Raw genomic sequence first — 23,450 nt, forward strand, 5'->3', positions numbered from 1 at the left:
AAAAAAAGATCTCATATACCAATTTCTTTCCATACACCAAATCCCTTCTATCATGTAAAATAGAAATATGGGGGGATTGGAATGAACTTAAAGGCGGGTTTATGGCAACAACAAACGTTAAAATTAACCATGACGCAGGAACTGACACAGGCTATTGCGCTTTTGCAGTACTCTGCCATGGAACTGAATGCTTTTTTGGAAAATAAGGCGCTTGAAAATCCCCTAATGCAGATTGAAAATGGGAATGTTCAACCGATGAATCCGTTGATTGATCGAAACCGGAAAAAATCCCAAAAAGCAGAAAAAGACTGGATTGAACAAATTGCCGGAAAAACAGTCAATTCACTTGAGAATCAATTAATTTCCCAATTAAATTTAAGAAAACTTACACCGGAGCAATTGAAAACAATCCGTCATCTTATTCACAACCTTGATGAAAACGGTTACTTATCTGGCGACCTTGCTGATATGGCAAAAATGTTAAAAGTTTCGGAAGAATTTGTTGAAGAATGCTTAATCATTATTCAAACACTTGAACCAGTAGGAATCGGTGCCCGGAACCTTCAAGAGTGTTTACTGATTCAAATAGAATGGGAATATCCTGATCATGAATTGGCCCATAAAATTATTTCTGATTACTTTGTTCCATTTGCGGATAAAAAGTGGAAACAGATTGCAAAGGAACTGCAAGTTTCCCTAAAGGATATCCAAGAGGTTTTTGATTTGATTCAACTGCTTAATCCTAAACCAGGAGCACTTCTTGGGCATGAGGATACTACTTATGTGATTCCTGATGTCATCATCGAAAAGTATGGAGACGAGTATACGATTCGGATGTGTGATGACTCGATGCCAAGGCTTTCCTTTAATGATGGTTATTACAAGAAGTTTTCTGGGGTTCAAGGGCAAGATCCGAGTGTCGTGAAATTTTTACAGGATAAAATGCAAGACTATCAATGGATTATGAAAAGCATTGAACAAAGGAAAGAAACCTTAACCAAAGTCGTTGCGAAGATTTTAGAAAAACAGGTACCTTTTTTCCAGAAAGGGCCGCACTATTTATTGCCAATGATCATGAAGGATATTGCAAATGAACTTGAAATCCATGAATCCACGGTCAGTCGCGCTGTTCGTGAAAAATATGTCCAAACACCGATTGGGACTTTCCCGTTAAAATCATTTTTCACAAGTACGATTCAAACTACATCTGACGAAAATACTTCTTCAACCTTAGTGAAAAAAGCAATTTCTTCTTTAATTGAAAGGGAAGATAAGCAAAAACCACTTTCTGACCAAGATATCGTTGAACAATTAAAAAATGCCGAGGGGATGGTTATCTCAAGACGGACTGTGGCAAAATATCGCGATCAATTGGGAATCCCTTCGTCTTCCAAACGGAAAAGGTTTAATTAAAGGAGTCAAAGTATGTCACAGATCCGTGTAACCTTATTCACAAGAAAACAATGTCCATTATGTGATAAAGCTAAAAATACTTTAATGGAACTGAAAGAAACATGGGGGTTTATCTTGGAAGAAATTGATATAGCAGCAAGTGATGATTTAACAGAACGTTATGGTTTAATGATTCCGGTGGTTCATATCGATGACGAAGAAGTGGGATTTGGCTTTATTGATAAATTTCACTTAAGTAACCGTTTGCAAGAAAAATCTGAATATTAACCAGTTGAAATTACCTTTCACTCCTGTTAGAATAAAGGAGTGATATTTTTTTGGATGTAGCGGGACGTAATATGTCACATAGGGACATTTTATGTCCAACTACATATTATAAAAGGAGCCTGTGCTCATGCAATCATTCATCGACATCCAAAAAAGGTTAGTTCCTGATATTCTGCAAGTGCTGCAGAAAAGACATCATATCCTAAGATACATCGGATTCATGCAGCCTGTAGGAAGAAGAAGCTTAGCCGCAAGCCTTGGTTACACGGAAAGAATCCTCCGAAGTGAAGTAGATTTTTTGAAGGATCAAAACTTAATATTCTCCAATAATGTGGGAATGAGTCTTACATCTGATGGGGAAAATTTGCTTGATGATTTGGAAGGACTCATGCGTGAATTAAAGGGTATTGATGTGATGGAATTAGAATTAAAGCATCGCCTGGGTATTAAAAACGTCATTATTGTTCCAGGAGACAGCGATGACTCTCCAATGGTGATAAAGGACCTTGGAAAGGCAAGTGCCTCTTACATGAAAAAGCATCTTGGAGGAAAAAATATTATTGCTGTTACTGGCGGTTCGACAATGGCGGCAATTGCCGATGAACTTTCGCCTGAACCGGATCATAAAGAAATTTTGTTTGTTCCTGCGCGGGGCGGTGTTGGGGAGGATGTACACAATCAAGCCAATACCATTTGCTCAATTATGGCGGCAAATATGAAGGCAAAGCACCGTGTGTTTTATTTACCCGATCAGGTTAGTCCTGAGATTTATGATTCGCTTATTAAAGAGCCTGGAATTCATGAGGTTTTAGAGCTAATTCAATCGGCGGACATTGTTCTTCATGGGATTGGGGACGCTATGACAATGGCTGAACGAAGAAAGTCAAGTTCCGAAACCATAAGGAAAATGGAAGAGGGAAATGCTGTTGGCGAAGCGTTCGGTTATTATTTTAACGAGACGGGCGATATTGTACACAAGGTTTTTACAGTTGGAATCCAACTCGGCGACTTAGCCCGCATCCCCGATATCATTTCTGTAGCCGGCGGTGCATCCAAAGCAAAGGCCATTCGGGCTTATATGAAGCAAGCTCCTCCATCCACTGTCTTAATAACGGATGAGGGTGCAGCAAGAAAGTTATTAAAAGGGTAAATCCTTTTTTAGCCGATAGAAAGTAAATCTATTCTATCAGGCAGTACATTATAAAATCCTTAACCAATTAAAGGAGGAAATTATCATGACAGTAAAAGTGGGAATTAATGGATTTGGTCGTATTGGGCGTAACGTTTTCCGTGCGGCATTAAACAATTCAAATATTGAAATCGTAGCAATTAATGACTTAACAGATGCTAACATGTTGGCACATCTTTTAAAATACGATACTGTTCACGGAACTCTTTCTGAGAATGTAACAGTTGATGGTGAATATTTAGTAGTAGGCGGTCAAAAAGTAAAGGTTATCGCTGAGCGCGATCCTGCACAACTTGGCTGGGGAGACCTTGGTGTAGATGTAGTAGTAGAATCTACTGGCCGTTTCACAAAACGTGAAGATGCCGCAAAACACCTTGAAGCAGGCGCTAAAAAAGTAATCATTTCTGCTCCAGCTTCAAACGAAGATATCACAATTGTAATGGGTGTTAACGAAGATAAATATGATGCCGCTAACCACCATGTATTATCAAACGCATCTTGTACAACTAACTGCTTAGCTCCATTTGCAAAAGTATTAAATGATACTTTCGGAATCAAGCGTGGTATGATGACAACTGTTCACTCATATACAAATGACCAGCAAATCTTAGATTTACCGCATAAAGACTACCGTCGTGCACGTGCTGCAGCCGAAAACATGATTCCTACAACAACAGGTGCAGCAAAAGCTGTTGCATTAGTTCTTCCTGAATTAAAAGGAAAATTAAACGGTATGGCAATGCGTGTTCCAACTCCAAACGTTTCAATTGTCGATTTAGTTGCAGAATTAGAAAAAGATGTAACAGTTGATGAAGTAAATTCAGCATTAAAAGCTGCGGCTGAAGGTCCGCTAAAAGGAATTTTAGCTTACAGTGAACTTCCATTGGTTTCTAGTGACTATAATGGAGCAACAGTTTCATCTACTATTGATGCATTATCAACAATGGTACTAGAAGGAAACATGGTAAAAGTACTTTCTTGGTACGATAACGAAGTTGGGTACTCTAACCGTGTTGTTGACTTAGTAGATTACATCGCTCAAAAAGGACTTTAATCATAGAACATTTCTGTTTAGACGGAATTGGCAAAAACGCCAAGGGCAGTCTATAATGGTAAATGGCGTGACAAAGGGGAGTGGGGAAGATTCCCCCTCCTTTTTTTATTGTAAATGGATGATATACCATTGATCGGTATTATTCGCAGTACATATTAAGGAGGTCCTTTTATGAACAAGAAAACATTAAAAGATGTAGATGTAAACGGAAAACGTGTTTTTTGCCGGGTTGATTTCAATGTTCCCATGCAGGATGGACAAATCACCGATGAAACACGAATTCGTGCGGCACTGCCAACCATTCAGTATTTAATGGAACAAGGAGCAAAAGTGATTTTAGCCAGCCATTTTGGCCGTCCAAAAGGCAAAGTAGTAGAAGAAATGCGTCTAGCCCCAGTTGGAAAACGCCTTGCAGAATTGCTTGGAAAAGACGTTAAGATCGCCGATGAAGCGCACGGTGATTCAGTAAAAGCTCTAATTGAAACGATGACAAATGGCGATGTCCTTCTCCTAGAAAACGTTCGTTTCTACCCTGGCGAAGAAAAGAATGACCCTGAGCTTGCAAAAGCATTTGCAGAACTTGCTGATGTTTATGTAAATGATGCATTTGGTACTGCTCACAGAGCACATGCTTCAACTGAAGGTGTTGCTCACCATCTCCCAGCTGTTGCCGGATTCTTAATGGAAAAGGAATTAGAGGTTTTAGGAAAAGCACTTTCTAACCCTGAGCGACCATTTACAGCGATTATCGGCGGAGCAAAGGTAAAGGATAAAATCGGTGTTATCGAAAATCTTTTAGAAAAAGTTGATAATCTAATCATCGGCGGCGGCCTTGCTTATACATTTGTAAAAGCACAAGGGCATGAAATCGGTAAATCTCTCCTTGAAGAAGACAAGATTGACTTAGCAAAATCCTTCATGGAAAAGGCAAAAGAAAAAGGTGTTAATTTCTATATGCCGGTGGATGCCATTGTGGCGGATGATTTCTCTGCGGATGCAAATACAAAAGTGGTAGCGATCGATGCCATTCCTGCTGATTGGCAAGCACTTGATATCGGACCAAAAACTGCTGAAATCTACCGCGATGTAATCCAAAACTCAAAACTTGTCATTTGGAATGGACCTATGGGTGTATTTGAAATCGACAAATTTGCAGGCGGAACAAAAGCGGTTGCTGAAGCTCTAGCTGAAGCAGAAGGAACTTATTCTGTCATTGGCGGTGGGGACTCTGCAGCAGCAGTGGAAAAATTCCATTTAGCAGATAAAATGAGCCATATCTCCACAGGAGGAGGAGCTTCCCTTGAATTTATGGAAGGGAAAGCATTACCTGGAGTCGTGGCATTGAACGATAAATAAGATAGTATTTTATTTTTACTAAGAAAGGATGGAACCAACATGCGCAAACCAATTATTGCAGGAAACTGGAAAATGCATAAAACACTTTCAGAAGCAAAAAGCTTTGCAGAAGAAGTAAAAAATCTTGTTCCTGCGCAAGACAAAATTGAATCTGTCATTTGCTCACCAGCGTTATTTTTACAAAGCTTGGTAGAAACGGCTAAATGCAGCGATGTAAAAATTGGTGCACAAAACATGCATTTTGAAGAAAGCGGAGCTTTTACTGGTGAAATCAGCCCGAAGGCACTTGCTGATTTAGGTGTTCAATATGTGATTATTGGGCATTCCGAACGCCGCGAAATGTTTAATGAAACAGATGAAACTGTCAATAAAAAAGTTTTGGCTGCATTTAACTACAATTTAACTCCTATCGTATGCTGCGGTGAAACGCTTGAACAACGTGAAAACGGCGAAACAATGGACCTGGTTGGAGATCAAATCCAAAAAGCCCTTACTGGTTTATCTGATGATCAAGTAAAACAAACGATTATTGCCTACGAACCAATCTGGGCAATCGGTACAGGTAAATCTTCTACTTCAGCGGATGCGAACGAAGTGTGCGCCCATATTCGCCAGGTAATTGTAAAGCAATTCTCAGAAGATGTTGCGAATGCAGTAAGAATCCAATATGGCGGCAGTGTGAAGCCTGGTAATATCAAAGAATACATGGCACAGCCTGACATCGATGGTGCATTAGTTGGCGGAGCAAGCTTAGAACCACAATCATTCCTGCAGTTATTGGAGGCAGGAAGCAATGAGTAAATCTCCTGTTGCACTCATTATTTTAGACGGCTTTGGCTGTCGTAATGAACACAAAGGGAATGCAGTTTTCCATGCGAAAAAGCCAAACTTTGATCGTTTTTGGGAAACATTTCCTCATTCTCATTTAATTGCTTCCGGTGAAGCCGTAGGACTTCCTGGGGGACAGATGGGGAACTCTGAGGTTGGGCATTTGAATATCGGTGCCGGCCGGATTGTTTATCAAAGCTTGACCCGTGTGAATATTGCGATTCGTGAAGGAGAATTTGAAAAAAATGAAACCTTCACAGGTGCAATGGAACACGTAAAAAAACATGGAACAAGCCTTCATCTGTTTGGATTACTTTCAGATGGCGGTGTTCACAGTCATATCAACCATATGTTTGCTTTACTGAAGCTTGCAAAGGATGAGGGTGTTGAAAAAGTATACATTCATGCCTTCCTTGATGGCCGTGATGTTGGACCAAAAACAGCCGAAACATATATTCAGCAGACACTGGACAAAATGAAGGAATATGGTGTCGGTGAATTTGCGACCATCTCTGGAAGATATTATTCGATGGACCGCGATAAGCGTTGGGAACGGGTTGAAAAATCCTACCGGTCAATGGTATATGGAGAAGGTCCTTCTTATACCAATCCATTGGATGTTGTCAAGGATTCGTACGAGCATGGCATTTTTGATGAATTCGTCATTCCATCTGTGATTACCAAAGAAGATGGACAACCTGTGGCAACAATTCAAGACAATGATGCGGTAATTTTCTATAATTTCCGTCCTGACCGTGCTATTCAGATTTCAAACACGTTCACGAATGAAGATTTCCGTGCTTTTGACCGCGGGGATAAGCATCCGAAACATTTATTCTTCGTCTGCCTGACTCATTTTAGTGAATCGGTTGACGGTTATGTTGCCTTTAAACCTTCAAACCTTGATAATACGCTTGGAGAAGTTTTATCCCAAAATGGCTTGAAGCAATTGCGAATTGCTGAAACGGAAAAATATCCGCATGTCACGTTCTTTATGAGCGGTGGCCGTGAGGATAAATTCCCGGGAGAAGAACGGATATTAATTAATTCTCCTAAAGTAGCCACCTACGATTTAAAGCCTGAAATGAGCGCATATGAAGTAACCGATGCACTTTTAAAAGAAATTCAAGCTGATAAATTTGATGCTATTCTTCTTAACTTTGCGAACCCAGACATGGTTGGCCATTCAGGAATGTTAGAGCCAACGATTAAGGCGATTGAAACAGTCGATGAGTGCTTAGGAAAAATTGTTGATTTAATCCTTGAAAAAGGCGGAAAAGCCATTATTACCGCTGATCACGGAAATGCCGATGAAGTAATCACGCTTGAAGGTGAGCCAATGACAGCTCACACAACAAATCCGGTGCCGGTGATTGTCACAAAACCAGGTGTTGAATTACGTGAAGATGGAATACTTGGCGATTTGGCCCCAACCATGTTAGATTTATTAGGTGTACAACAACCAGCCGAGATGACAGGAAAATCATTAATTAAAAAATAAAATTTATTTTTAGGAGAGATACAAATGCCATTTATTGTTGATGTTTATGCACGTGAAGTTCTAGATTCCCGCGGTAACCCTACAGTTGAAGTTGAAGTTTTCACTGAATCAGGCGCATTTGGCCGCGCATTAGTACCAAGCGGTGCTTCTACTGGTGAATATGAAGCAGTAGAACTTCGTGATGGTGACAAAGAACGTTACCTTGGCAAAGGTGTTTTAAAAGCAGTTGAAAACGTAAATGAAATCATTGCACCATTCCTAGTTGGAGAAGAATTCAGTGTTCTTGACCAAGTGGGGGTTGACCAAGCATTAATCGAATTAGACGGAACAGAAAACAAAGGTAAATTAGGTGCAAATGCAATTCTTGGTGTTTCCATGGCTGTTGCTCATGCTGCTGCAGACTACTTAGATATTCCTTTATACCAATACCTTGGCGGATTCAACTCCAAGCAGCTTCCAGTGCCAATGATGAACATCGTAAACGGTGGAGAGCATGCCGATAACAACGTGGATATTCAAGAATTCATGATCATGCCAGTAGGTGCTCCAAGCTTTAAAGAAGCACTTCGTATGGGCGCTGAAATTTTCCACAACCTAAAAGCAGTTCTTAAAGGCAAAGGTCTTAATACAGCTGTTGGGGATGAAGGTGGATTTGCTCCAAACCTAGGTTCTAACGAAGAAGCGCTTCAAACAATCGTGGAAGCAATCGAAAAATCTGGTTACAAACCAGGTGAAGAAGTTATGTTAGCAATGGATGCTGCTTCTTCTGAGTTCTACAATAAAGAAGACGGCAAATACCATCTTGCAGGTGAAGGAGTTGTTAAAACTTCTGCTGAAATGGTTGATTGGTACGAAGAGCTTGCGTCTAAATATCCAATCATCTCCATTGAAGACGGCTTAGACGAAAATGACTGGGAAGGCCACAAGCTTCTAACAGAACGTCTTGGCAAGAAAGTTCAATTGGTTGGGGATGACCTATTCGTTACCAATACAAAGAAACTTGCTGAAGGTATTGAAAAAGGAATCGGCAACTCAATCCTTATCAAGGTTAACCAAATCGGTACTCTTACTGAAACATTTGATGCAATTGAAATGGCAAAACGCGCTGGTTACACTGCTGTAATTTCTCACCGTTCTGGTGAAACAGAAGACAGCACAATCGCTGACATTGCAGTTGCAACAAACGCGGGTCAAATCAAAACGGGTGCACCTTCTCGTACTGACCGTGTTGCAAAATACAACCAATTGCTTCGCATTGAAGACCAATTAGGTGAAACATCTAAGTACAACGGAATTAAATCTTTCTATAACTTAAGTAAATAATATAGCTCTTATAGAATTGAAACCTTCTATAAATGTGATAAAGCCTCACATTTATAGAAGGTTTTTTATGTTTTTTTAGGGATGTCGAATAGTTCATCCTGCTGAACTAAATTTTGTCGAAGGGTTAGGTATTTTAGGGTGGATGGGGTGAAGGAAAAGTGGTTTAAAGGAATTAGGAAGGTTGGAATTCTGAAAGAAATTAGAAGTGAAATCGGACCTTTTTACTAATATATAGATAAAATAAATAGAATACAGCTAATTAAGTAAAATAATAATTGTTTACTAAATATTCCAAATAATGAATAATAAGGGGGTATTACAAATAAAAGGGGGATTTAGTTAGATGTTTCGAAAAAAATCGATGATTACCGTTTTAACAGCGGGGATGGTTTTATCTTCTGGGGCTGTTTATGCTCAAACGACAAGTCCGGCAAATGGACAATCAGCCACAGCTTTTGACAACAAAATTATCAAAAAAATAAGTGCGGATAATATGTATAATACCATTGCTTTGTTATCAGAGCAGCCAAGGGAGGCTGGCACTGAAGGGGAAGTCCGTGCGGTAAAATACATAGAAGACCAATTCAAGAACTTAGGTCTTGAAACAAAAGTAATCCCGTTCCCTATTTATGATTATTGGACAAACCATGTGTGGGTGAAAATTGGCGGCACAGACTTGTCTGGAACAGCCCCCCGTGCGTTCAGCGGTAGTGGAAGTGGAAACGTCACAGCTCAGCTTGTGAATGTTGGAAAAGCAAAACCTGAGGAAATTACTGATGCTGTAAAAGGGAAAATTGCCTTAGTGGAACGTGGCGATTTAACGTTCGTTGAAAAAGTGCAAAATGTATTAAGCAGAGGCGCCATAGGGGTTCTCATGTATAACAATAGTACGAGTGGGAATAGTTTTGGACAAGTTTCAGAGGGACAGAATATCCCGGCTGTCGCGATTACACGTGCTCAAGGATTAGCATTGGTAGAGCAATTAAAGTCCGGACCGGTTGAGTCAACCTTAGATGTCGATATCGAAAAAATTGAGAAAACTTCTTATGTAGTGGAAGCGAAATTAAAGCCGAACAAAAATAAGGATACGGGGCAAATCATCACCATCGGGGCGCACCATGACTCTGTTCATGGTGGTCCGGGAGCAAATGATGATGCCTCAGGAGTATCGGCTGTCCTTGAATTAGCACGGATTTTTACTAAAACTCCAATTGACACAGAGGTTCGATTCCTTACCTTTGGTTCAGAGGAAAGAGGATTGGTTGGTTCGTCATTTTATGCCGCACAGCTTCCAAAAAGTGATGTGGAGCGAATGGTTGCCCACTTCCAAATGGATATGATTGGCGGGCGTGATGCTGGAGCTGATAACCCTGCAGGTGGGTTAATTATGTATACGATTGACGGAAAGAAAAACCTTGTGACGGACTTAGGATCTGCCGCAGGAGCAAGAACGATGGATGTCGCGATTCCTTATGGCCAATTGGGCCGAAGCGACCATCAGCCATTCCATGAGTTAGGGATACCTTCAGCCCTATTTATCCACTCACCAGTTGAGCCTTGGTATCATCAACCGACAGATACAATTGATAAAATTAGCAAAGAAAAGCTTCAGCAGGCTGCTTCAATTGTTGGCGCGGCTGCCTATCAAATAGCCCGTCCAGACACACCGGCTTTGGTAAATGCCCATGTGGCGCCAGGTCCAGTTGATTACAATTTTGATGACCGTCCGGTGGATTAATAAATAGAATAAACGAACAAAAAAAAGCTGACTGCCCAAAAAGGAGTTGACCCCAAAAAGTCAACTCCTTTTCCTTTCCTTTATTTTATTGTAATCGTAACCGAGTTAAAGTTCTTACTGCTGGTAAGTGGATTATAGTTTTTCTCAATATTACCGGCTGCATCTACAGCAAACCAATTGATGGTGGTCGTTTTCTCAATTTTTAATGCTTCAGCTTCTTCACGAGTTCCATTCAGTCGAAGATGTTTTGATTCGAACGTTGGCCGGCTTCCGTCCAATGTATAATAAATGGTTGCCGGTTCACTTGTATCAAACGTAAAATTCACTGGTCCCGTGAATTTCCCGCTGCCAGGCACCGTTTTAGATGATGGCGGCTGGTGGTCCTTAGCGTTCTTATAAGCAACCTTTATCATTCCTATTAAACCGTTAGCAAATTCCATTGCTTCTTCATGACCTTCCGAGAATGGGGGTTGAAATCCAACTGGTTTCCATTGTTGTTCCTTTTTATCCCATAAATCAGCGCCCACCTCAAAATCCCAGGCATAAATACCTTTTTCGTACCATAGGTAGTCCGCAGAATTGCCTGCAGCAGAATAGAGAACATCCGGAACCGGACCAGTACGGCTCGGAAGAATGACAGTGCCCCGATAATCTTGAATATCATTCAGCATGGTATCAGAAACCGCCCAATAGAATGCCTCCTGACCTGCTGTCGGGCGTGGCAGGGTTGTCCGGTTTGCATCGTATGCACCAGGTGACCACATAAAATAGCCCCCATAGCTATGAATGTTCATGGCAAACTTAATATTTGGAAATTGATCCGCCAACCAGACAATATTTTTTGCCTCGGGTTCGGATGTTTCCGATGGGCCGGCATAAGTAGTGCTGGTACAATTTGTTGTTGATGCACCAATAAAGCCGTCAAAGGCGGAGCCGATTGAATGGTTCCGATTTAAATCTACGCCCCAAGAATTCCGATTTCCAGGGTCAGATTTATCCGGACCGCAGTAATTGGTCATATTTTTCCGCTGCATGTTGTAATCATAAAAACTGTAATTTGCTCCGTCAGGATTGACCGTTGGTACGAGGAAAATATCCAAATTATTAACGAGCTTCTTTGTTTCACCATCATGTGCATAGTTACGAAGGAGTCGTTCCGCTGTTTCAATGGTTACAAGCGGGGTTACCCATTCACGGGCGTGCTCCTGGGCATATCCCAGTACACCAGGTTTAGAACCATCACGATGTTTTCCAATCCTGATGGCTTTTACCGTAAATGGTTCACGGGAAACATTTTCGGGGGCCTTTAAACCATCAGTTAATTTTGCAGAAGTTGGTTCAACAATGCCGCTACCGCTATTGCCTCGGTATGTAGTCGCAGATACCAGTTGATCAGCATTAGAATTTATTGCTTCAGCCACTTGTCGGACAGTACTAATGGGATTGCCTGATCCATTCGTCCCTAAAGTAACGATAACTTTTTTTTCTTCGACGCTGACATTTAATGGAGAATTACCGGCATTAGGGTTTTTAAATTCCACGGAAATATCATTGCCACCTTGATACCCCCAAGCCTTTGATGTAATCACAACAGATGTATTGGTGGTGGTTCCCAATGTTGCCTGCGCCAACCGTCTATAGCCATTTGTTTTATTCGGCATATTAATAATCTCTACGAGGTCAGGAAATTCCTTTGCAAGTTTTTGGGCACGGTCGTATAATTCTGCCGGATCCATATAGTGATCAATAAAATCCTGAACATAGTGTTTTTTCGGATTTCCAGGCTTGTCCGTACCAAGCCATTCGGTAACAGCGCTAGTGGCTGTTCCGCCGAGGTTGCTTGTTATCTTTACAGAAGAAGGGATTTTATTTACAGGAAGTTCAAGATAATGGTATAAATATTCACCGGCATCTACCAATCTAGAAAGAGTCGCGGATTTTTCCACTCCGTCTTCAGTCCAGGTTGCGGTAAGGGAGGTGCTTGCTGCTGCTCCAGCACTTGACTTCGCTTCTATGTAAAGGAAGGTTTCAGACTGATTTGTATAATGGTTTGCTCTAAGAATCTTCACTGAATCCTCCGCAGCTTGTACACGGGAATCAAGTTCAATAGCTGATTGTCTCTCGGCATTTCTGGCATTCCATTCTTTTTCCGTCATTAGTATATCTTTTACCTTAATCCCATAAGTCTTTAGCATAGCAACTTCAGAAGGGGTTACAACCGCATCTACTTCAAAAATCCCATCGTGTGCTTCAGCCCTATGCGTTAGGTCAATCCCTAATTCCTGCAGCTTTTCTTTTGCATTTTGATTAGGTATTTCAAGCTGAACAATAGAGTAGGATTCCTCCTTAGGTAAGGGTAAATCGGGCTGTCCGGCTGCATCAGCCGTAGTGCTAAGACTTGGATATATAACCGACAAACTAAGTCCTGTTATGGCTGTGAGAGCCATAATATTCCTTTTCCATTTTTGCTTTTTCTTTTTAACCAAAAAACTCCACCCCCAAAATTCTCATCAAATTTTAATGTTACAATCAAAGTTTAAAATAATATATCTGAATATTTTGTAAAAATTTCGGTTTATAAATGTATTTTCGTCCAACAAAAATTTCAGGAATCGAAAGAAATCTATTATGGTGGAAAAATAGAAAAAGGAGGTATTTACTGGTCAAAAAGTACTCGAATTGACGAAAAATAATTGTAGAATTAAAATGAACAATTATTTTAAAATAGATGGTTAAAATCGACATTTTTTTGATTTTGAAAATCTGTGTCGATTATTGCTCGGTTAGAAATATAAAAAAACAATTTTAATGGCTGCCCTTTGGGTCAATTTCCATGAACTGTTTTAACAACTCTATTGTACAAAGGGAAGTAATATGGTAAATTTAAGATACTGTGATGTACGTCTATCAGGAGGTGGTCTTATGCATACATTAGTCGTAATCTTATTAGTAATCGTAAGTATCGGACTTATTGCCGTTGTTTTACTTCAATCAGGAAAAAGCGCAGGTTTATCCGGTGCCATTTCTGGTGGTGCTGAATCACTATTCGGTAAGCAAAAAGCACGTGGTATTGATCTAATCCTACACCGTATTACCGTCATTTTATCTGTGCTATTTTTTGTACTAGCTGTTGCCGTTACGTACTTTAAAGTCTAATGATGAATGCTCAAAACCCGGCTGGAATTGCCGGGTTTTTTTGTGGTTATGTGCAAAAGGGTTGATATCCGCTGGAAATGTGTTTATAAATTTAAAAAGTGTGTTGATATCCATCCCAAATATGTTGATATATTGCAAAAGCATGTTGATATCTTAAACAATCATCATTCAAACCACCGCTGCAAGCCTTTTTTCTGGAATGTTCCCCATCCCATTGCTTAAACTAAGATAAGTTAAAGGATTTTAGAAGGAGTTTTTTTATGAGAATATCATTACCAAAGCCATTTACCTTTGAAGGGGGAAAAAGAGCGGTCCTTCTGCTCCACGGTTTCACCGGGAATTCATCTGATGTACGCATGTTAGGCCGTTTTCTTGAAAAGAAAGGCTATACCTGTCATGCCCCACACTATAAAGGGCACGGGGTACCGCCGGAAGAACTTGTCCATACCGGTCCAAAGGATTGGTGGCAGGACCTGCTGAATGGCTATGAATTTTTAAAAAATAAAGGGTATGAGGAAGTTGCGGTTGCCGGTCTTTCTCTTGGCGGGGTATTTTCCTTAAAATTGGGTTACACTGTACCTATAAAAGGAATCGTAACCATGTGTGCGCCTATGTATATTAAAAGTGAAGAGGTCATGTACCAAGGAGTTTTAGAATACGCCCGCGAATTTAAAAAACGAGAAGGAAAAACAGAGGAACAAATCGAATTGGAAATGAACGAGTTTGCAAAAACACCGATGCAAACATTACGCGCTCTTCAGGAGCTAATCGCAGATGTTCGGAATCATGTTGATTTAATTTATGCCCCAACTTTTGTGGTTCAAGCTCGCCATGATAACATGATCAATACGGATAGCGCCAATATTATTTACAACACGATCGAATCCGTTCAAAAACAAATCAAATGGTATGAAGAATCCGGACATGTGATTACCCTGGATAAAGAGAAGGAACAGCTTCATGAAGATGTTTATGCATTTTTAGAAACACTAGAATGGAACGATTAAAAGCACCCAAAAAGGAGGGATCTGCTTGGAAGATAATATTCAAAAGCACATTGATAAGCTTTTGCATTATATGAAGGACGAAGCTTATAAACCGTTAACGGTACAAGAGCTTGAAGCCGCATTTGGAATTCAGGATTCCAGTGACTTTAAAGAGTTCGTAAAGGCACTCGTCCAAATGGAGGAAAAAGGATTAGTCGTTCGCACCCGAAGTAACCGTTACGGTTTGCCGGAAAAAATGAACCTAATCCGGGGAAAACTGACTGGGCATGCAAAAGGCTTTGCCTTTGTGATTCCGGATGAACCGGGATTGGACGATATTTTTATTCCTCCGAATGAAACAAATACGGCCATGCACGGTGATACCGTTTTAGCCCGCGTATCTTCGGAAAGCTCCGGTCAGCGCCGGGAAGGAAGTATTATCCGGATTATTGAACGCGGCATCCAACAAATGGTTGGAACGTATGTGGAAAGCAAAAGTTTCGGTTTCGTGATTCCCGATGATAAAAAGTTTGCCAGTGATATTTTTATCCCAAAAGCTGCTTCCAAAGGAGCAGTGGAAGGTCATAAGGTAGTTGTAAAATTAACTACCTATCCGGAGGGACGCAAAAGTGCTGAAGGGGAAGTCATTGAAATTCTTGGACATAAAAATGATCCGGGAGTGGATATTCTCTCCATTATTCATAAGCACGGGCTGCCAATGGCCTTTCCGGAGGATGTTCTGCAGCAAGCAAATGATACACCGGATACCATTGATGAAAGTGAATTGGCAAATCGTCGTGATTTACGGAACGAAACGATTGTGACGATTGACGGAGCCGACGCCAAGGACCTGGACGATGCGGTAACCGTAACGAAACTTGAAAATGGAAACTATAAGCTTGGGGTACATATTGCTGATGTAAGCTATTACGTAAAAGAAGGCACGCCGATTGATGTAGAAGCAGCCGACCGGGCAACAAGTGTTTATTTAGTAGACCGGGTGATTCCGATGATCCCTCATCGGCTTTCAAATGGAATTTGTTCGTTGAACCCAAAAGTGGACCGCTTAGTTCTTTCCTGTAATATGGAAATTTCTGCGGAAGGACAAGTGGTAGATCATGAAATTTTTCAAAGTGTCATTAAGACAACTGAGCGGATGACCTATTTAGATGTCAATCGGATTTTGGTTGATAAAGATGAGGAAACAAGAAAACGCTACGAGCCACTTGTGCCAATGTTTGAGTTAATGGAAGAACTGGCTTCGATTTTACGGGATAAAAGAATGAAGCGGGGCGCGATTGATTTTGATTTTAAAGAATCGAAGGTATTGGTGGATGAGGAAGGAAATCCAACCGATGTCATTCTTCGTGAGCGTTCGGTAGCGGAGAGATTGATCGAAGAATTCATGCTTGCAGCCAATGAAACGGTCGCCGAGCATTTTCACTGGATGGATGTTCCGTTTATTTACCGTATCCACGAGGATCCGAAAGAAGATAAACTGCGGAAATTTTTCGAGTTTATCACGAATTTCGGCTATATCGTAAAGGGTACGGCCAATGAAGTACACCCAAGGGCCCTTCAGGAAATTATTGAAGAGGTTCAAGGCAAGCCGGAGGAGATGGTCGTTTCAACGGTGATGCTGCGATCCATGCAGCAGGCGAAATATGACCCGGAAAGCTTGGGGCACTTTGGGCTATCAACGGAATTTTACACCCATTTCACCTCGCCAATCCGCCGTTACCCGGATACGATTGTGCACCGGTTAATCCGCACGTATTTGATTGAAGGCAAGCTGGATGAAGCGACTAGGGAGAAATGGAATGCCGAGCTGCCGGAAATCGCGGCACATTCTTCAAGAATGGAGCGCCGTGCCGTTGATGCGGAGCGGGAAACGGATGAATTGAAAAAAGCAGAATACATGGAGAACAAAATTGGAGTTGAGTATGATGGGATTATCAGTTCAGTGACCAATTTTGGAATGTTTGTTGAGCTTCCGAATACAATTGAAGGACTTGTCCATGTCAGCTATATGACTGATGATTATTACCGTTTTGATGAGCGTCATTATGCGATGATTGGTGAGCGGACAGGTAATGTATTCCGAATTGGCGATGAAATCACGGTTCGTGTTGTAAAGGTGAATAAAGAAGAGCGCTCGATTGATTTTGAAATCGTCGGGATGAAGGGTACTCCGCGCCGTGAACGCTCAGAGGCACCGAAGGTCTTTAAGACTGGAAGCGATTCGAATAAGCAACGCCGAAACAAACAGCAGGGCGACCGCAATCAAAAGTCCGGAGACGGCGGCCAAGGCGGCAATGGGTCCAGCTCGAAAAAGAAGCGAAAGTTCTACGAAAATGTACCTAAGAATAAGAGCACGAAGCGGAAAAAGAGAAGATAATTTTGTGGAGGCTGTCGTAAAGGCGGATTTTAAGGCTTTTTACGACAGCCTCTTTTTGATACAAATTGGTATAAAAAAGGCATCGATGATAAAAGTGCCTGTTACGCAGATAAAGTGATATTTAACTCAGATAAATTGCTTAGTAACCCAGATAAAAGTGAATTTTCCACAGACAAATGTTTTTTGTAATCGAATTGATTCCTTGGATTCGGTTGTTATACCTGATTTAATTGTACAGACTCCTAGATTCTGCTACAATTTAAGGGAAAAAGAGGTGGAAACCATGCCAAAAGGTGAAGGAAAAGTAGTTGCGCAAAATAAAAAAGCTTACCATGATTATTTTATTGAAGAAAAATACGAAGCCGGTATCGTTTTGCAAGGAACAGAGATAAAATCGATTCGTGCTGGAAAAGTAAATCTAAAGGATGCCTATGCAAGAATTCAAAATGGCGAAGCCATTTTATTTGGAATGCATGTCAGTCCTTATGAGCAAGGCAATCGCTTCAATCATGATCCGTTAAGAACCCGTAAATTATTGCTTCATAAACGGGAAATTAACAAGCTGCTTGGAGAAACGAAAGAAGTCGGCTATGCATTAGTACCGTTAAAATTGTATTTGAAAAATGGCTTTTGTAAGGTTTTAATTGGACTAGCAAAGGGTAAAAAGAATTATGATAAACGTGAGTCCCTGAAGCAAAAAGAAGCGAAGCGTGAAATTGAACGGGCCTTCCGTGAACGTCAAAAGATGTAACTTACAAATAATCACAATTGAAAAATACGCACAATGTGTTATAATAAGTTTGTCGCTAAGGAGCGACGGAAACTTTTGCTCTTAACTTTGCCTGAGCAAACCGAACGTCTTAGCTAAAATCTTTAATTAGATTTTAAGCACATTTTATAATGGGGACGCTACGGATTCGACAGGGGTAGTTTGAGCTTAGGTTGCGAGTCGAGGGGATCGGCCTCGTAAAAACGTCAAAGCCATAACTGGCAAAACTAACAAATCTTTCGCTTTAGCTGCTTAATAGCGCTTAGCGGTTCGCCCCTCCATCGCCCATGTGGTAGGGTAGCGGACTCACTTTAAGTGGGCTACGCCGGATTCCACCGCCTGAGGATGAAGGAAGAGAACAACCAGGCTAGTTGACCGGACGCCTGTCGACAGGCATATGGATCAGCGAAGCGCCAATATGTCGACTACACTCGTAGAAGCTTAAGTGCCGATATCTTTGGACGCGGGTTCGACTCCCGCCGTCTCCACCATACATACGGTGGATAACAAGACTAGCATGAAAAATGCTGGTCTTTTTTATTTATCAAAAAATACTTCTTTTACAAATTATCTTCCTAATTCTTTCTATTCAATTATTTCCCTATATTCATTAATCCAATTTTAAATTATTTGAATTTTTAGTCATTTTTGACTATGATTAAATCAAAAATGACTAGGTGATGAAGATGAACTTAACGTTGGATGACTCCATTCTTTTAAAATATATTTTAGAGCATTCTTTTGATGAAATTTTTATTGCAGATGCCACGGGAATGGTTTTATATGCAAGCCAATCTACTGAAAAGGTATCCGGAATTCCCTGTGAGCAAATCGTGAATCATAATATTTTCGATTTAGAAAAGCAGGGAATCTTTTCACCATCAGTAATTGCGAATGTCCTGAGAACCAATAAAAAAGATACGTTCATCCAAGAAACGAAGAAAAGTCGAAAACTAATAATCTCCGGATATCCAATCTACGATTCAATGGGAAAAATAATAGGAGCAATGAGTGTTTCAAGGGATGTTACCGAATTTGAATATTTAAAAAAAGAAAATGAGCAGATAGCTAAAGCTTTGCAATTATATCAAGATAAGATTGCAAAATTAAAGATGCAAGCGGCGAATCCATTTTTTCTCCGTAACAGCAAAATGGAAAAGGTTTTTGATGTAGTGTCAAAAGTCGCTAATTTAGGTGTCACGGTCTTATTAGAGGGGGAGTCAGGAGTAGGTAAAAACCATATTTCCCATATGATTCATCAAATGTCTTCAAGAGAAAATCATCCATTTATTGAAGTAAACTGCGGTGCAATACCTGAATCACTATTTGAGTCAGAACTTTTTGGGTATGAGGATGGAGCGTTTACCGGTTCTAAAAAAGGCGGTAAAAAGGGTTACTTTGAAGCGGCGGGGGAAGGAACCATATTTCTTGATGAAATTGGAGAACTGCCGATGAACCTCCAAGTCAAATTACTATCGGTACTACAAAATCATACGTTAATGAGACTAGGAGGGAGTAAAAAAATTGAGGTAAAGTGCAGAATTATTTGTGCCACAAATCAGAATTTGGAAAACTTAATCAAAGAAAAGAAATTCAGAGAAGATCTATATTACCGAATAAATGTTGTTAAAATTGAGATCCCGCCCCTTAGGGAACGAAGGGAAGAAATCATTCCACTAATATATGAGATCACTAAAGAAATGAACCGAAAATATGAAATGAATAAACATTTTACTCCGGTCATGATCGCATGGCTCAGTCAACAAGGCTGGCCTGGAAATGTTCGTGAATTGAGGAACTATATTGAGAAAAAGGTTATTACTACTAGCGGAAATGAAATAGGAATTGATGTGAAGGATGAAGGAAGTGGAGGAGTAATGGTCCCAGAATCCAGAGAATTGGCTTTAAATGATTATTTAGAAACACTAGAAAAGGAATATATTGTGCGGATGTATCAGAAATACCCCAGCAGCATTAAACTTGCTGAAAAATTGGGGATTAGTCAATCTACTGCCAATCGAAAAATAAGGAAGTATGTTGAAGGGGGTAGTCAGTTTTGACTATAAAATCATCTGCTGCCCTTATGTATGGCTTTCAAAATCACCAATAGGTCAGCTCCAATAAGGTTGGCATAAAATTTGCATTAATTTTTTGTAAGAAATCTGAAAAGGAGGCATCTTAAAATTGTCCAACCAAAATGAAAAACAATTTTTGAATTTACCTTTTACAGGAATCTGTACATTTGGAAAATATCCAGTTTGCCCGGACCTAGACCAACTGGATGCGGACGTAGCTGTCATTGGGGTTCCGAATGATATGGGGACACAATGGAAGTCGGGAGCAAGAATGGGTCCAAGGGGAATCCGTGAAGGATCAACCCTTTATAGCTTTGGTTTAAATGGTGCCTACGATATTGAAAAAGATATCATGTATTTAGGACCAAAATGGAAAGTAGTAGATTGCGGTGATGTAGATATGGTACATGGTGATATCAGACAATGTCATGAAAACACAGAAGAAGCAATAAGGAAAATTGTTTCTAAAGGAGCAATGCCTGTCATATTAGGCGGCGATCATTCAATTACCATCCCTGTCGGAAAAGGCTTAGAGGATTTGGGACCGTTTCATGTCATTCAAATTGATGCCCATTTAGATTGGGCCGACCATCGTTCCGGACAGCGGTATGGGCATGGAAGCTGTATCCGCCGTTTATCTGAAATGGACCATGTTCAGAAAATATTCCAATTTGGGATTCGTGGAATTAGCAGCAGTTTAAAGGAAGACGTAGATGCCGCTCGAGAATACGGCAGTGTAATCTTATCACCTCGACAAATGAGAAAAATGGGATTTGAAAATGTTTTAGAGCTTCTTCCAGAAGGAGAAAAATACTATATCACGATTGATATTGATGGACTTGATCCTTCTGTAGCACCTGGAACGGGTACACCTTCACCAGGTGGATTTATTTACGATGAAGTCAATGAATTACTTGAAGGAATTGCGAAAAGAGGCAAAGTAATTGGTTTTGATTTAGTTGAGGTAGCCCCTCCATATGACCCAGCAGGTATGACCGGCCAAGTAGGTGCACGTCTTGCATTAGATCTGCTCAGTTTTGTTTTAAAGGAAAAAGAAATAGCAGAAGAAAGCAGTTCGAATAAAGAAGAAATTCACACGTAAAATGGATCTCCAAAACTAATAATCGGAGGTATGTCGATGAAAATAGAGACAAGAAGCATTGAGTATATTCCTGCTAATGAACGCCATGGAAAACCAAAAAGCTTATTTTCCGTGTGGTTTGCGGGCAATATGCATATTACTACACTTGTAACTGGATCACTCTGTGTCACCTTTGGTTTAAATCTTTTCTGGAGTGTTGCAGCCATTATTGTGGGGAATTTACTGGGAGCCATTTTTATGGCTTCCCACTCTGCTCAGGGACCGAAGCTTGGTATACCGCAGATGATTCAAAGCCGGGCACAATTTGGTGTCATTGGTGCAGTCATCCCCTTAATCCTCGTGATTTTTATGTACTTGGGGTTTTTTGCAAGCAGCGGCCTATTAGGAGCTCAAGTTTTGAGTAGTGCGATACACCTAAATGTTACATGGAGTATCATTATCCTTAATATTATCACTTTTATAGTGACAATGATTGGTCATGACCTCATTCATAAAATGCAAAAGTATTTGACATGGGTTTTTATTCTGGTCTTTATCGTTGCTACATTTATTGTCTTTCAATTACCAGTACCACAAGGAAGCTGGTCTCCATCAAGCTTTAATCTTTCAACGTTTATGTTAAGTGTTAGTGTAGTCGCAACCTGGCAGATTTCCTATGCACCCTATGTTGCTGACTATTCCAGATATTTACCGATTGATACCAATTACTCCAAAACCTTTTGGTATACGTATGCTGGGACTGTTTTAGGAACCGTTTGGATGATGGTTCTCGGTGTCTTGTTGACAACCGCCATTCCAAATTTCCTAAGCAATTCCGGTACCAATCTGGCAAACCAGTTTGGGAGTCTCGCCTTCATCATGTTAATCATCATCATCCTCGGTCAGTTTTCCATCAATGTGTTTAATTTATATGGTGCGTTTATGTCAACAGTCTCAACAGTTGAGCCTTTTTCAAAAATAAAAGTAACACCTAAAGTACGCGGATTCTTTGTTTTTGGAATCGCTACGATTGGATCTTTGTTGTCTATTCTGGGCCAGGGTAATTTCCTTTCGATTTTTATCAACTTCATCCTATTTATTAGTTACTTTTTAATTCCATGGACAGCGATTAACCTCGTTGATTTTTATGTGCTGCGCCACGGGGAATACAGTATAAAGGATATTTTTGATTTAAATGGGAAATATGGAAAGATAAATAAAATTACTGCGATTGCATTTCTTGTTTCGATCATCGCTGAAATACCATTTATGAATACCACACTTTACGTCGGTGCAGCTGCCAAAGCGATGGGAGGGGCTGATGTTGCCTGGATATTAGGTTTGGTTGTTCCATCGGTAATTTATTATGTCATGATGAAAAGAAAATTGTCTAAGGCCTCTGTATCATCTGTTGATAGTGAAACTTCATCGAATTTAATTTAGAGATAGATAACTAATTCGTAATATGGATAGGAAGGGAATCATACTCCCAATTCCTATCCTTTTTTTCGGTTAAAAACAGCTTAGGAGGGCGGAAAGGTTATTCAAGGAGCGGAAGGACGTTATTCATAATATGGAATTGAAAAAGTTTTGCCAATCTATGCTTTGAAAGGTATACTAGTTTGGTGGAAGACTGTTCTAGATAAATTTTTTTATGTTGGGAGTAGAAAAATGTCTCATTTAAATATTGAAGCGTTTCGTGCGATTAATGATCTTGGTAAAAACAATTCTTTCATAGATCATATTGCTGTATTTTTTGCAGAATACATGTTGTATTTTTTAATTTTAGGTATGGTAGTTTATTGGTTTACTAGAAAAGATAAAAACAGAATGATGATTATCCTAGCAGTGATTTCTGTGGTTGTAGCTGAAGTGCTCGGAAAAATAGCAGGTAAGTTCTATTCGCATTTCCAGCCATTTGCTGTACTGCCGCATGTTAACAAGCTTATTAATCATGCGATAGATAATTCGTTTCCAAGTGACCACTCGATTATCTTTTTTTCGATTTGTTTTTTATTCCTGCTGGTTCGTAAAAAAGAGGGCTGGCTGTGGGTTCTTCTTGCCTGTCTCGTTGCGATTTCCCGCGTAATGGTAGGAGTTCACTATCCTGTCGACATCCTAACTGGAGCTTTGATTGGGATTATTTCGGCACTGATTGTCTACTTGATCGCTCCGAAGCTTTCCTTCTTAAACAATCTGCTTGCTTTTTACGAAAAAATTGAAGAATCGATTCTGCCACGATCTAAATCTGGAAATAAACATAAGAACTTTTAATAAGAAAAGCGCAGGCGCCTTGATCAGCCTCAGGCATAGCAC

At 40.3% G+C, this 23,450-nt stretch carries 18 protein-coding genes and 1 other RNA gene; 18 read left to right on the plus strand and 1 reads right to left on the minus strand.

Annotated elements, in window-relative coordinates; all coding sequences use genetic code 11:
- Positions 1 to 81: 81 nt before the first annotated feature.
- The 9 genes from rpoN to BIV60_RS05180 all read left to right on the plus strand — a co-directional run bounded on the left by rpoN (position 82) and on the right by BIV60_RS05180 (position 10,669).
- Positions 82 to 1,413, plus strand: a complete 1,332-nt coding sequence (gene rpoN, locus BIV60_RS05140) for an RNA polymerase factor sigma-54 (RefSeq protein WP_071354648.1) — start codon at positions 82 to 84, stop codon at positions 1,411 to 1,413.
- 12 nt (positions 1,414 to 1,425) lie between these two features.
- On the plus strand, positions 1,426 to 1,680 hold the full coding sequence (locus tag BIV60_RS05145) for a glutaredoxin family protein (protein WP_177177217.1): 255 nt from the start codon (positions 1,426 to 1,428) through the stop codon (positions 1,678 to 1,680).
- A gap of 127 nt (positions 1,681 to 1,807) precedes the next feature.
- Complete coding sequence (locus BIV60_RS05150; RefSeq protein ID WP_071354649.1) at positions 1,808 to 2,830, plus strand: sugar-binding transcriptional regulator; 1,023 nt, start codon at positions 1,808 to 1,810, stop codon at positions 2,828 to 2,830.
- Positions 2,831 to 2,915: 85 nt separating this feature from the next.
- A complete protein-coding gene (gap, locus tag BIV60_RS05155; RefSeq protein ID WP_071354650.1) occupies positions 2,916 to 3,923 on the plus strand; it encodes a type I glyceraldehyde-3-phosphate dehydrogenase in 1,008 nt (335 codons plus the stop codon).
- Positions 3,924 to 4,094: 171 nt separating this feature from the next.
- Positions 4,095 to 5,279 (plus strand): phosphoglycerate kinase, encoded by a 1,185-nt coding sequence (locus BIV60_RS05160; protein ID WP_071354651.1) that lies wholly within the window; start codon positions 4,095 to 4,097, stop codon positions 5,277 to 5,279.
- A 39-nt stretch (positions 5,280 to 5,318) separates the two neighbouring features.
- The gene (tpiA, locus tag BIV60_RS05165; protein ID WP_071354652.1) at positions 5,319 to 6,080 is read left to right on the plus strand and encodes a triose-phosphate isomerase; all 762 of its coding nucleotides are present in this window, start codon (positions 5,319 to 5,321) and stop codon (positions 6,078 to 6,080) included.
- Positions 6,073 to 7,608 carry a 2,3-bisphosphoglycerate-independent phosphoglycerate mutase gene (gpmI, locus tag BIV60_RS05170; protein ID WP_071354653.1) on the plus strand — a complete coding sequence of 512 codons (1,536 nt, stop codon included), beginning with the start codon at positions 6,073 to 6,075 and terminating at the stop codon, positions 7,606 to 7,608. The genes tpiA and gpmI overlap by 8 nt, the downstream gene beginning before the upstream one ends.
- A gap of 24 nt (positions 7,609 to 7,632) precedes the next feature.
- Positions 7,633 to 8,931, plus strand: coding sequence for a phosphopyruvate hydratase (eno, locus tag BIV60_RS05175; protein WP_071354654.1), 1,299 nt, complete (start codon positions 7,633 to 7,635; stop codon positions 8,929 to 8,931).
- 343 nt (positions 8,932 to 9,274) lie between these two features.
- Positions 9,275 to 10,669 (plus strand): M28 family peptidase, encoded by a 1,395-nt coding sequence (locus BIV60_RS05180; RefSeq protein ID WP_071354655.1) that lies wholly within the window; start codon positions 9,275 to 9,277, stop codon positions 10,667 to 10,669.
- 80 nt (positions 10,670 to 10,749) lie between these two features.
- On the opposite strand, the gene BIV60_RS05185 is transcribed toward BIV60_RS05180, so the two are convergent.
- Positions 10,750 to 13,155 (minus strand): M14 family metallopeptidase, encoded by a 2,406-nt coding sequence (locus BIV60_RS05185; RefSeq protein WP_083402106.1) that lies wholly within the window; start codon positions 13,153 to 13,155, stop codon positions 10,750 to 10,752.
- 436 nt (positions 13,156 to 13,591) lie between these two features.
- Between BIV60_RS05185 and secG the strand changes: the two genes are divergently transcribed.
- The 9 genes from secG to BIV60_RS05230 all read left to right on the plus strand — a co-directional run bounded on the left by secG (position 13,592) and on the right by BIV60_RS05230 (position 23,408).
- Complete coding sequence (gene secG / locus BIV60_RS05190) at positions 13,592 to 13,825, plus strand: preprotein translocase subunit SecG (RefSeq protein ID WP_071354656.1); 234 nt, start codon at positions 13,592 to 13,594, stop codon at positions 13,823 to 13,825.
- A 260-nt stretch (positions 13,826 to 14,085) separates the two neighbouring features.
- Positions 14,086 to 14,832 carry an alpha/beta hydrolase gene (locus tag BIV60_RS05195; RefSeq protein ID WP_071354657.1) on the plus strand — a complete coding sequence of 249 codons (747 nt, stop codon included), beginning with the start codon at positions 14,086 to 14,088 and terminating at the stop codon, positions 14,830 to 14,832.
- A gap of 25 nt (positions 14,833 to 14,857) precedes the next feature.
- Positions 14,858 to 17,209, plus strand: coding sequence for a ribonuclease R (gene rnr / locus BIV60_RS05200; RefSeq protein ID WP_071354658.1), 2,352 nt, complete (start codon positions 14,858 to 14,860; stop codon positions 17,207 to 17,209).
- Positions 17,210 to 17,492: 283 nt separating this feature from the next.
- Entirely contained in the window at positions 17,493 to 17,960 is a 468-nt protein-coding gene (gene smpB, locus BIV60_RS05205; RefSeq protein ID WP_071354659.1) for an SsrA-binding protein SmpB, read from the plus strand.
- A gap of 151 nt (positions 17,961 to 18,111) precedes the next feature.
- Positions 18,112 to 18,469, plus strand: a transfer-messenger RNA (tmRNA) gene (ssrA, locus tag BIV60_RS05210).
- A gap of 195 nt (positions 18,470 to 18,664) precedes the next feature.
- Positions 18,665 to 20,038 (plus strand): sigma-54 interaction domain-containing protein, encoded by a 1,374-nt coding sequence (locus BIV60_RS05215; protein ID WP_071354660.1) that lies wholly within the window; start codon positions 18,665 to 18,667, stop codon positions 20,036 to 20,038.
- Between the two features lie 124 nt (positions 20,039 to 20,162).
- Entirely contained in the window at positions 20,163 to 21,155 is a 993-nt protein-coding gene (gene speB, locus BIV60_RS05220) for an agmatinase (RefSeq protein WP_071354661.1), read from the plus strand.
- A 36-nt stretch (positions 21,156 to 21,191) separates the two neighbouring features.
- Positions 21,192 to 22,577, plus strand: a complete 1,386-nt coding sequence (locus BIV60_RS05225) for a purine-cytosine permease family protein (RefSeq protein ID WP_071354662.1) — start codon at positions 21,192 to 21,194, stop codon at positions 22,575 to 22,577.
- A gap of 228 nt (positions 22,578 to 22,805) precedes the next feature.
- Positions 22,806 to 23,408: an undecaprenyl-diphosphatase gene (locus BIV60_RS05230; RefSeq protein WP_071354663.1), complete on the plus strand. Its 603-nt coding sequence runs from the start codon at positions 22,806 to 22,808 to the stop codon at positions 23,406 to 23,408.
- The last annotated feature ends 42 nt before the right edge of the window (positions 23,409 to 23,450 follow it).

The organism is Bacillus sp. MUM 116 (genome assembly GCF_001866655.1).
Taxonomy (GTDB): Bacteria; Bacillota; Bacilli; order Bacillales; family Cytobacillaceae; genus Neobacillus.

Coding starts and splice junctions, on each gene's coding strand:
- BIV60_RS05150 (WP_071354649.1), top strand. CDS start 1,808: ATGCAATCATTCATCGACATCCAAAAAAGGTTAGTTCCTGATATTCTG.
- BIV60_RS05195 (WP_071354657.1), top strand. CDS start 14,086: ATGAGAATATCATTACCAAAGCCATTTACCTTTGAAGGGGGAAAAAGA.
- tpiA (WP_071354652.1), top strand. CDS start 5,319: ATGCGCAAACCAATTATTGCAGGAAACTGGAAAATGCATAAAACACTT.
- smpB (WP_071354659.1), top strand. CDS start 17,493: ATGCCAAAAGGTGAAGGAAAAGTAGTTGCGCAAAATAAAAAAGCTTAC.
- BIV60_RS05145 (WP_177177217.1), top strand. CDS start 1,426: ATGTCACAGATCCGTGTAACCTTATTCACAAGAAAACAATGTCCATTA.
- BIV60_RS05180 (WP_071354655.1), top strand. CDS start 9,275: ATGTTTCGAAAAAAATCGATGATTACCGTTTTAACAGCGGGGATGGTT.
- BIV60_RS05230 (WP_071354663.1), top strand. CDS start 22,806: ATGTCTCATTTAAATATTGAAGCGTTTCGTGCGATTAATGATCTTGGT.
- gpmI (WP_071354653.1), top strand. CDS start 6,073: ATGAGTAAATCTCCTGTTGCACTCATTATTTTAGACGGCTTTGGCTGT.
- gap (WP_071354650.1), top strand. CDS start 2,916: ATGACAGTAAAAGTGGGAATTAATGGATTTGGTCGTATTGGGCGTAAC.
- BIV60_RS05160 (WP_071354651.1), top strand. CDS start 4,095: ATGAACAAGAAAACATTAAAAGATGTAGATGTAAACGGAAAACGTGTT.
- rpoN (WP_071354648.1), top strand. CDS start 82: ATGAACTTAAAGGCGGGTTTATGGCAACAACAAACGTTAAAATTAACC.
- BIV60_RS05225 (WP_071354662.1), top strand. CDS start 21,192: ATGAAAATAGAGACAAGAAGCATTGAGTATATTCCTGCTAATGAACGC.
- eno (WP_071354654.1), top strand. CDS start 7,633: ATGCCATTTATTGTTGATGTTTATGCACGTGAAGTTCTAGATTCCCGC.
- secG (WP_071354656.1), top strand. CDS start 13,592: ATGCATACATTAGTCGTAATCTTATTAGTAATCGTAAGTATCGGACTT.
- BIV60_RS05215 (WP_071354660.1), top strand. CDS start 18,665: ATGAACTTAACGTTGGATGACTCCATTCTTTTAAAATATATTTTAGAG.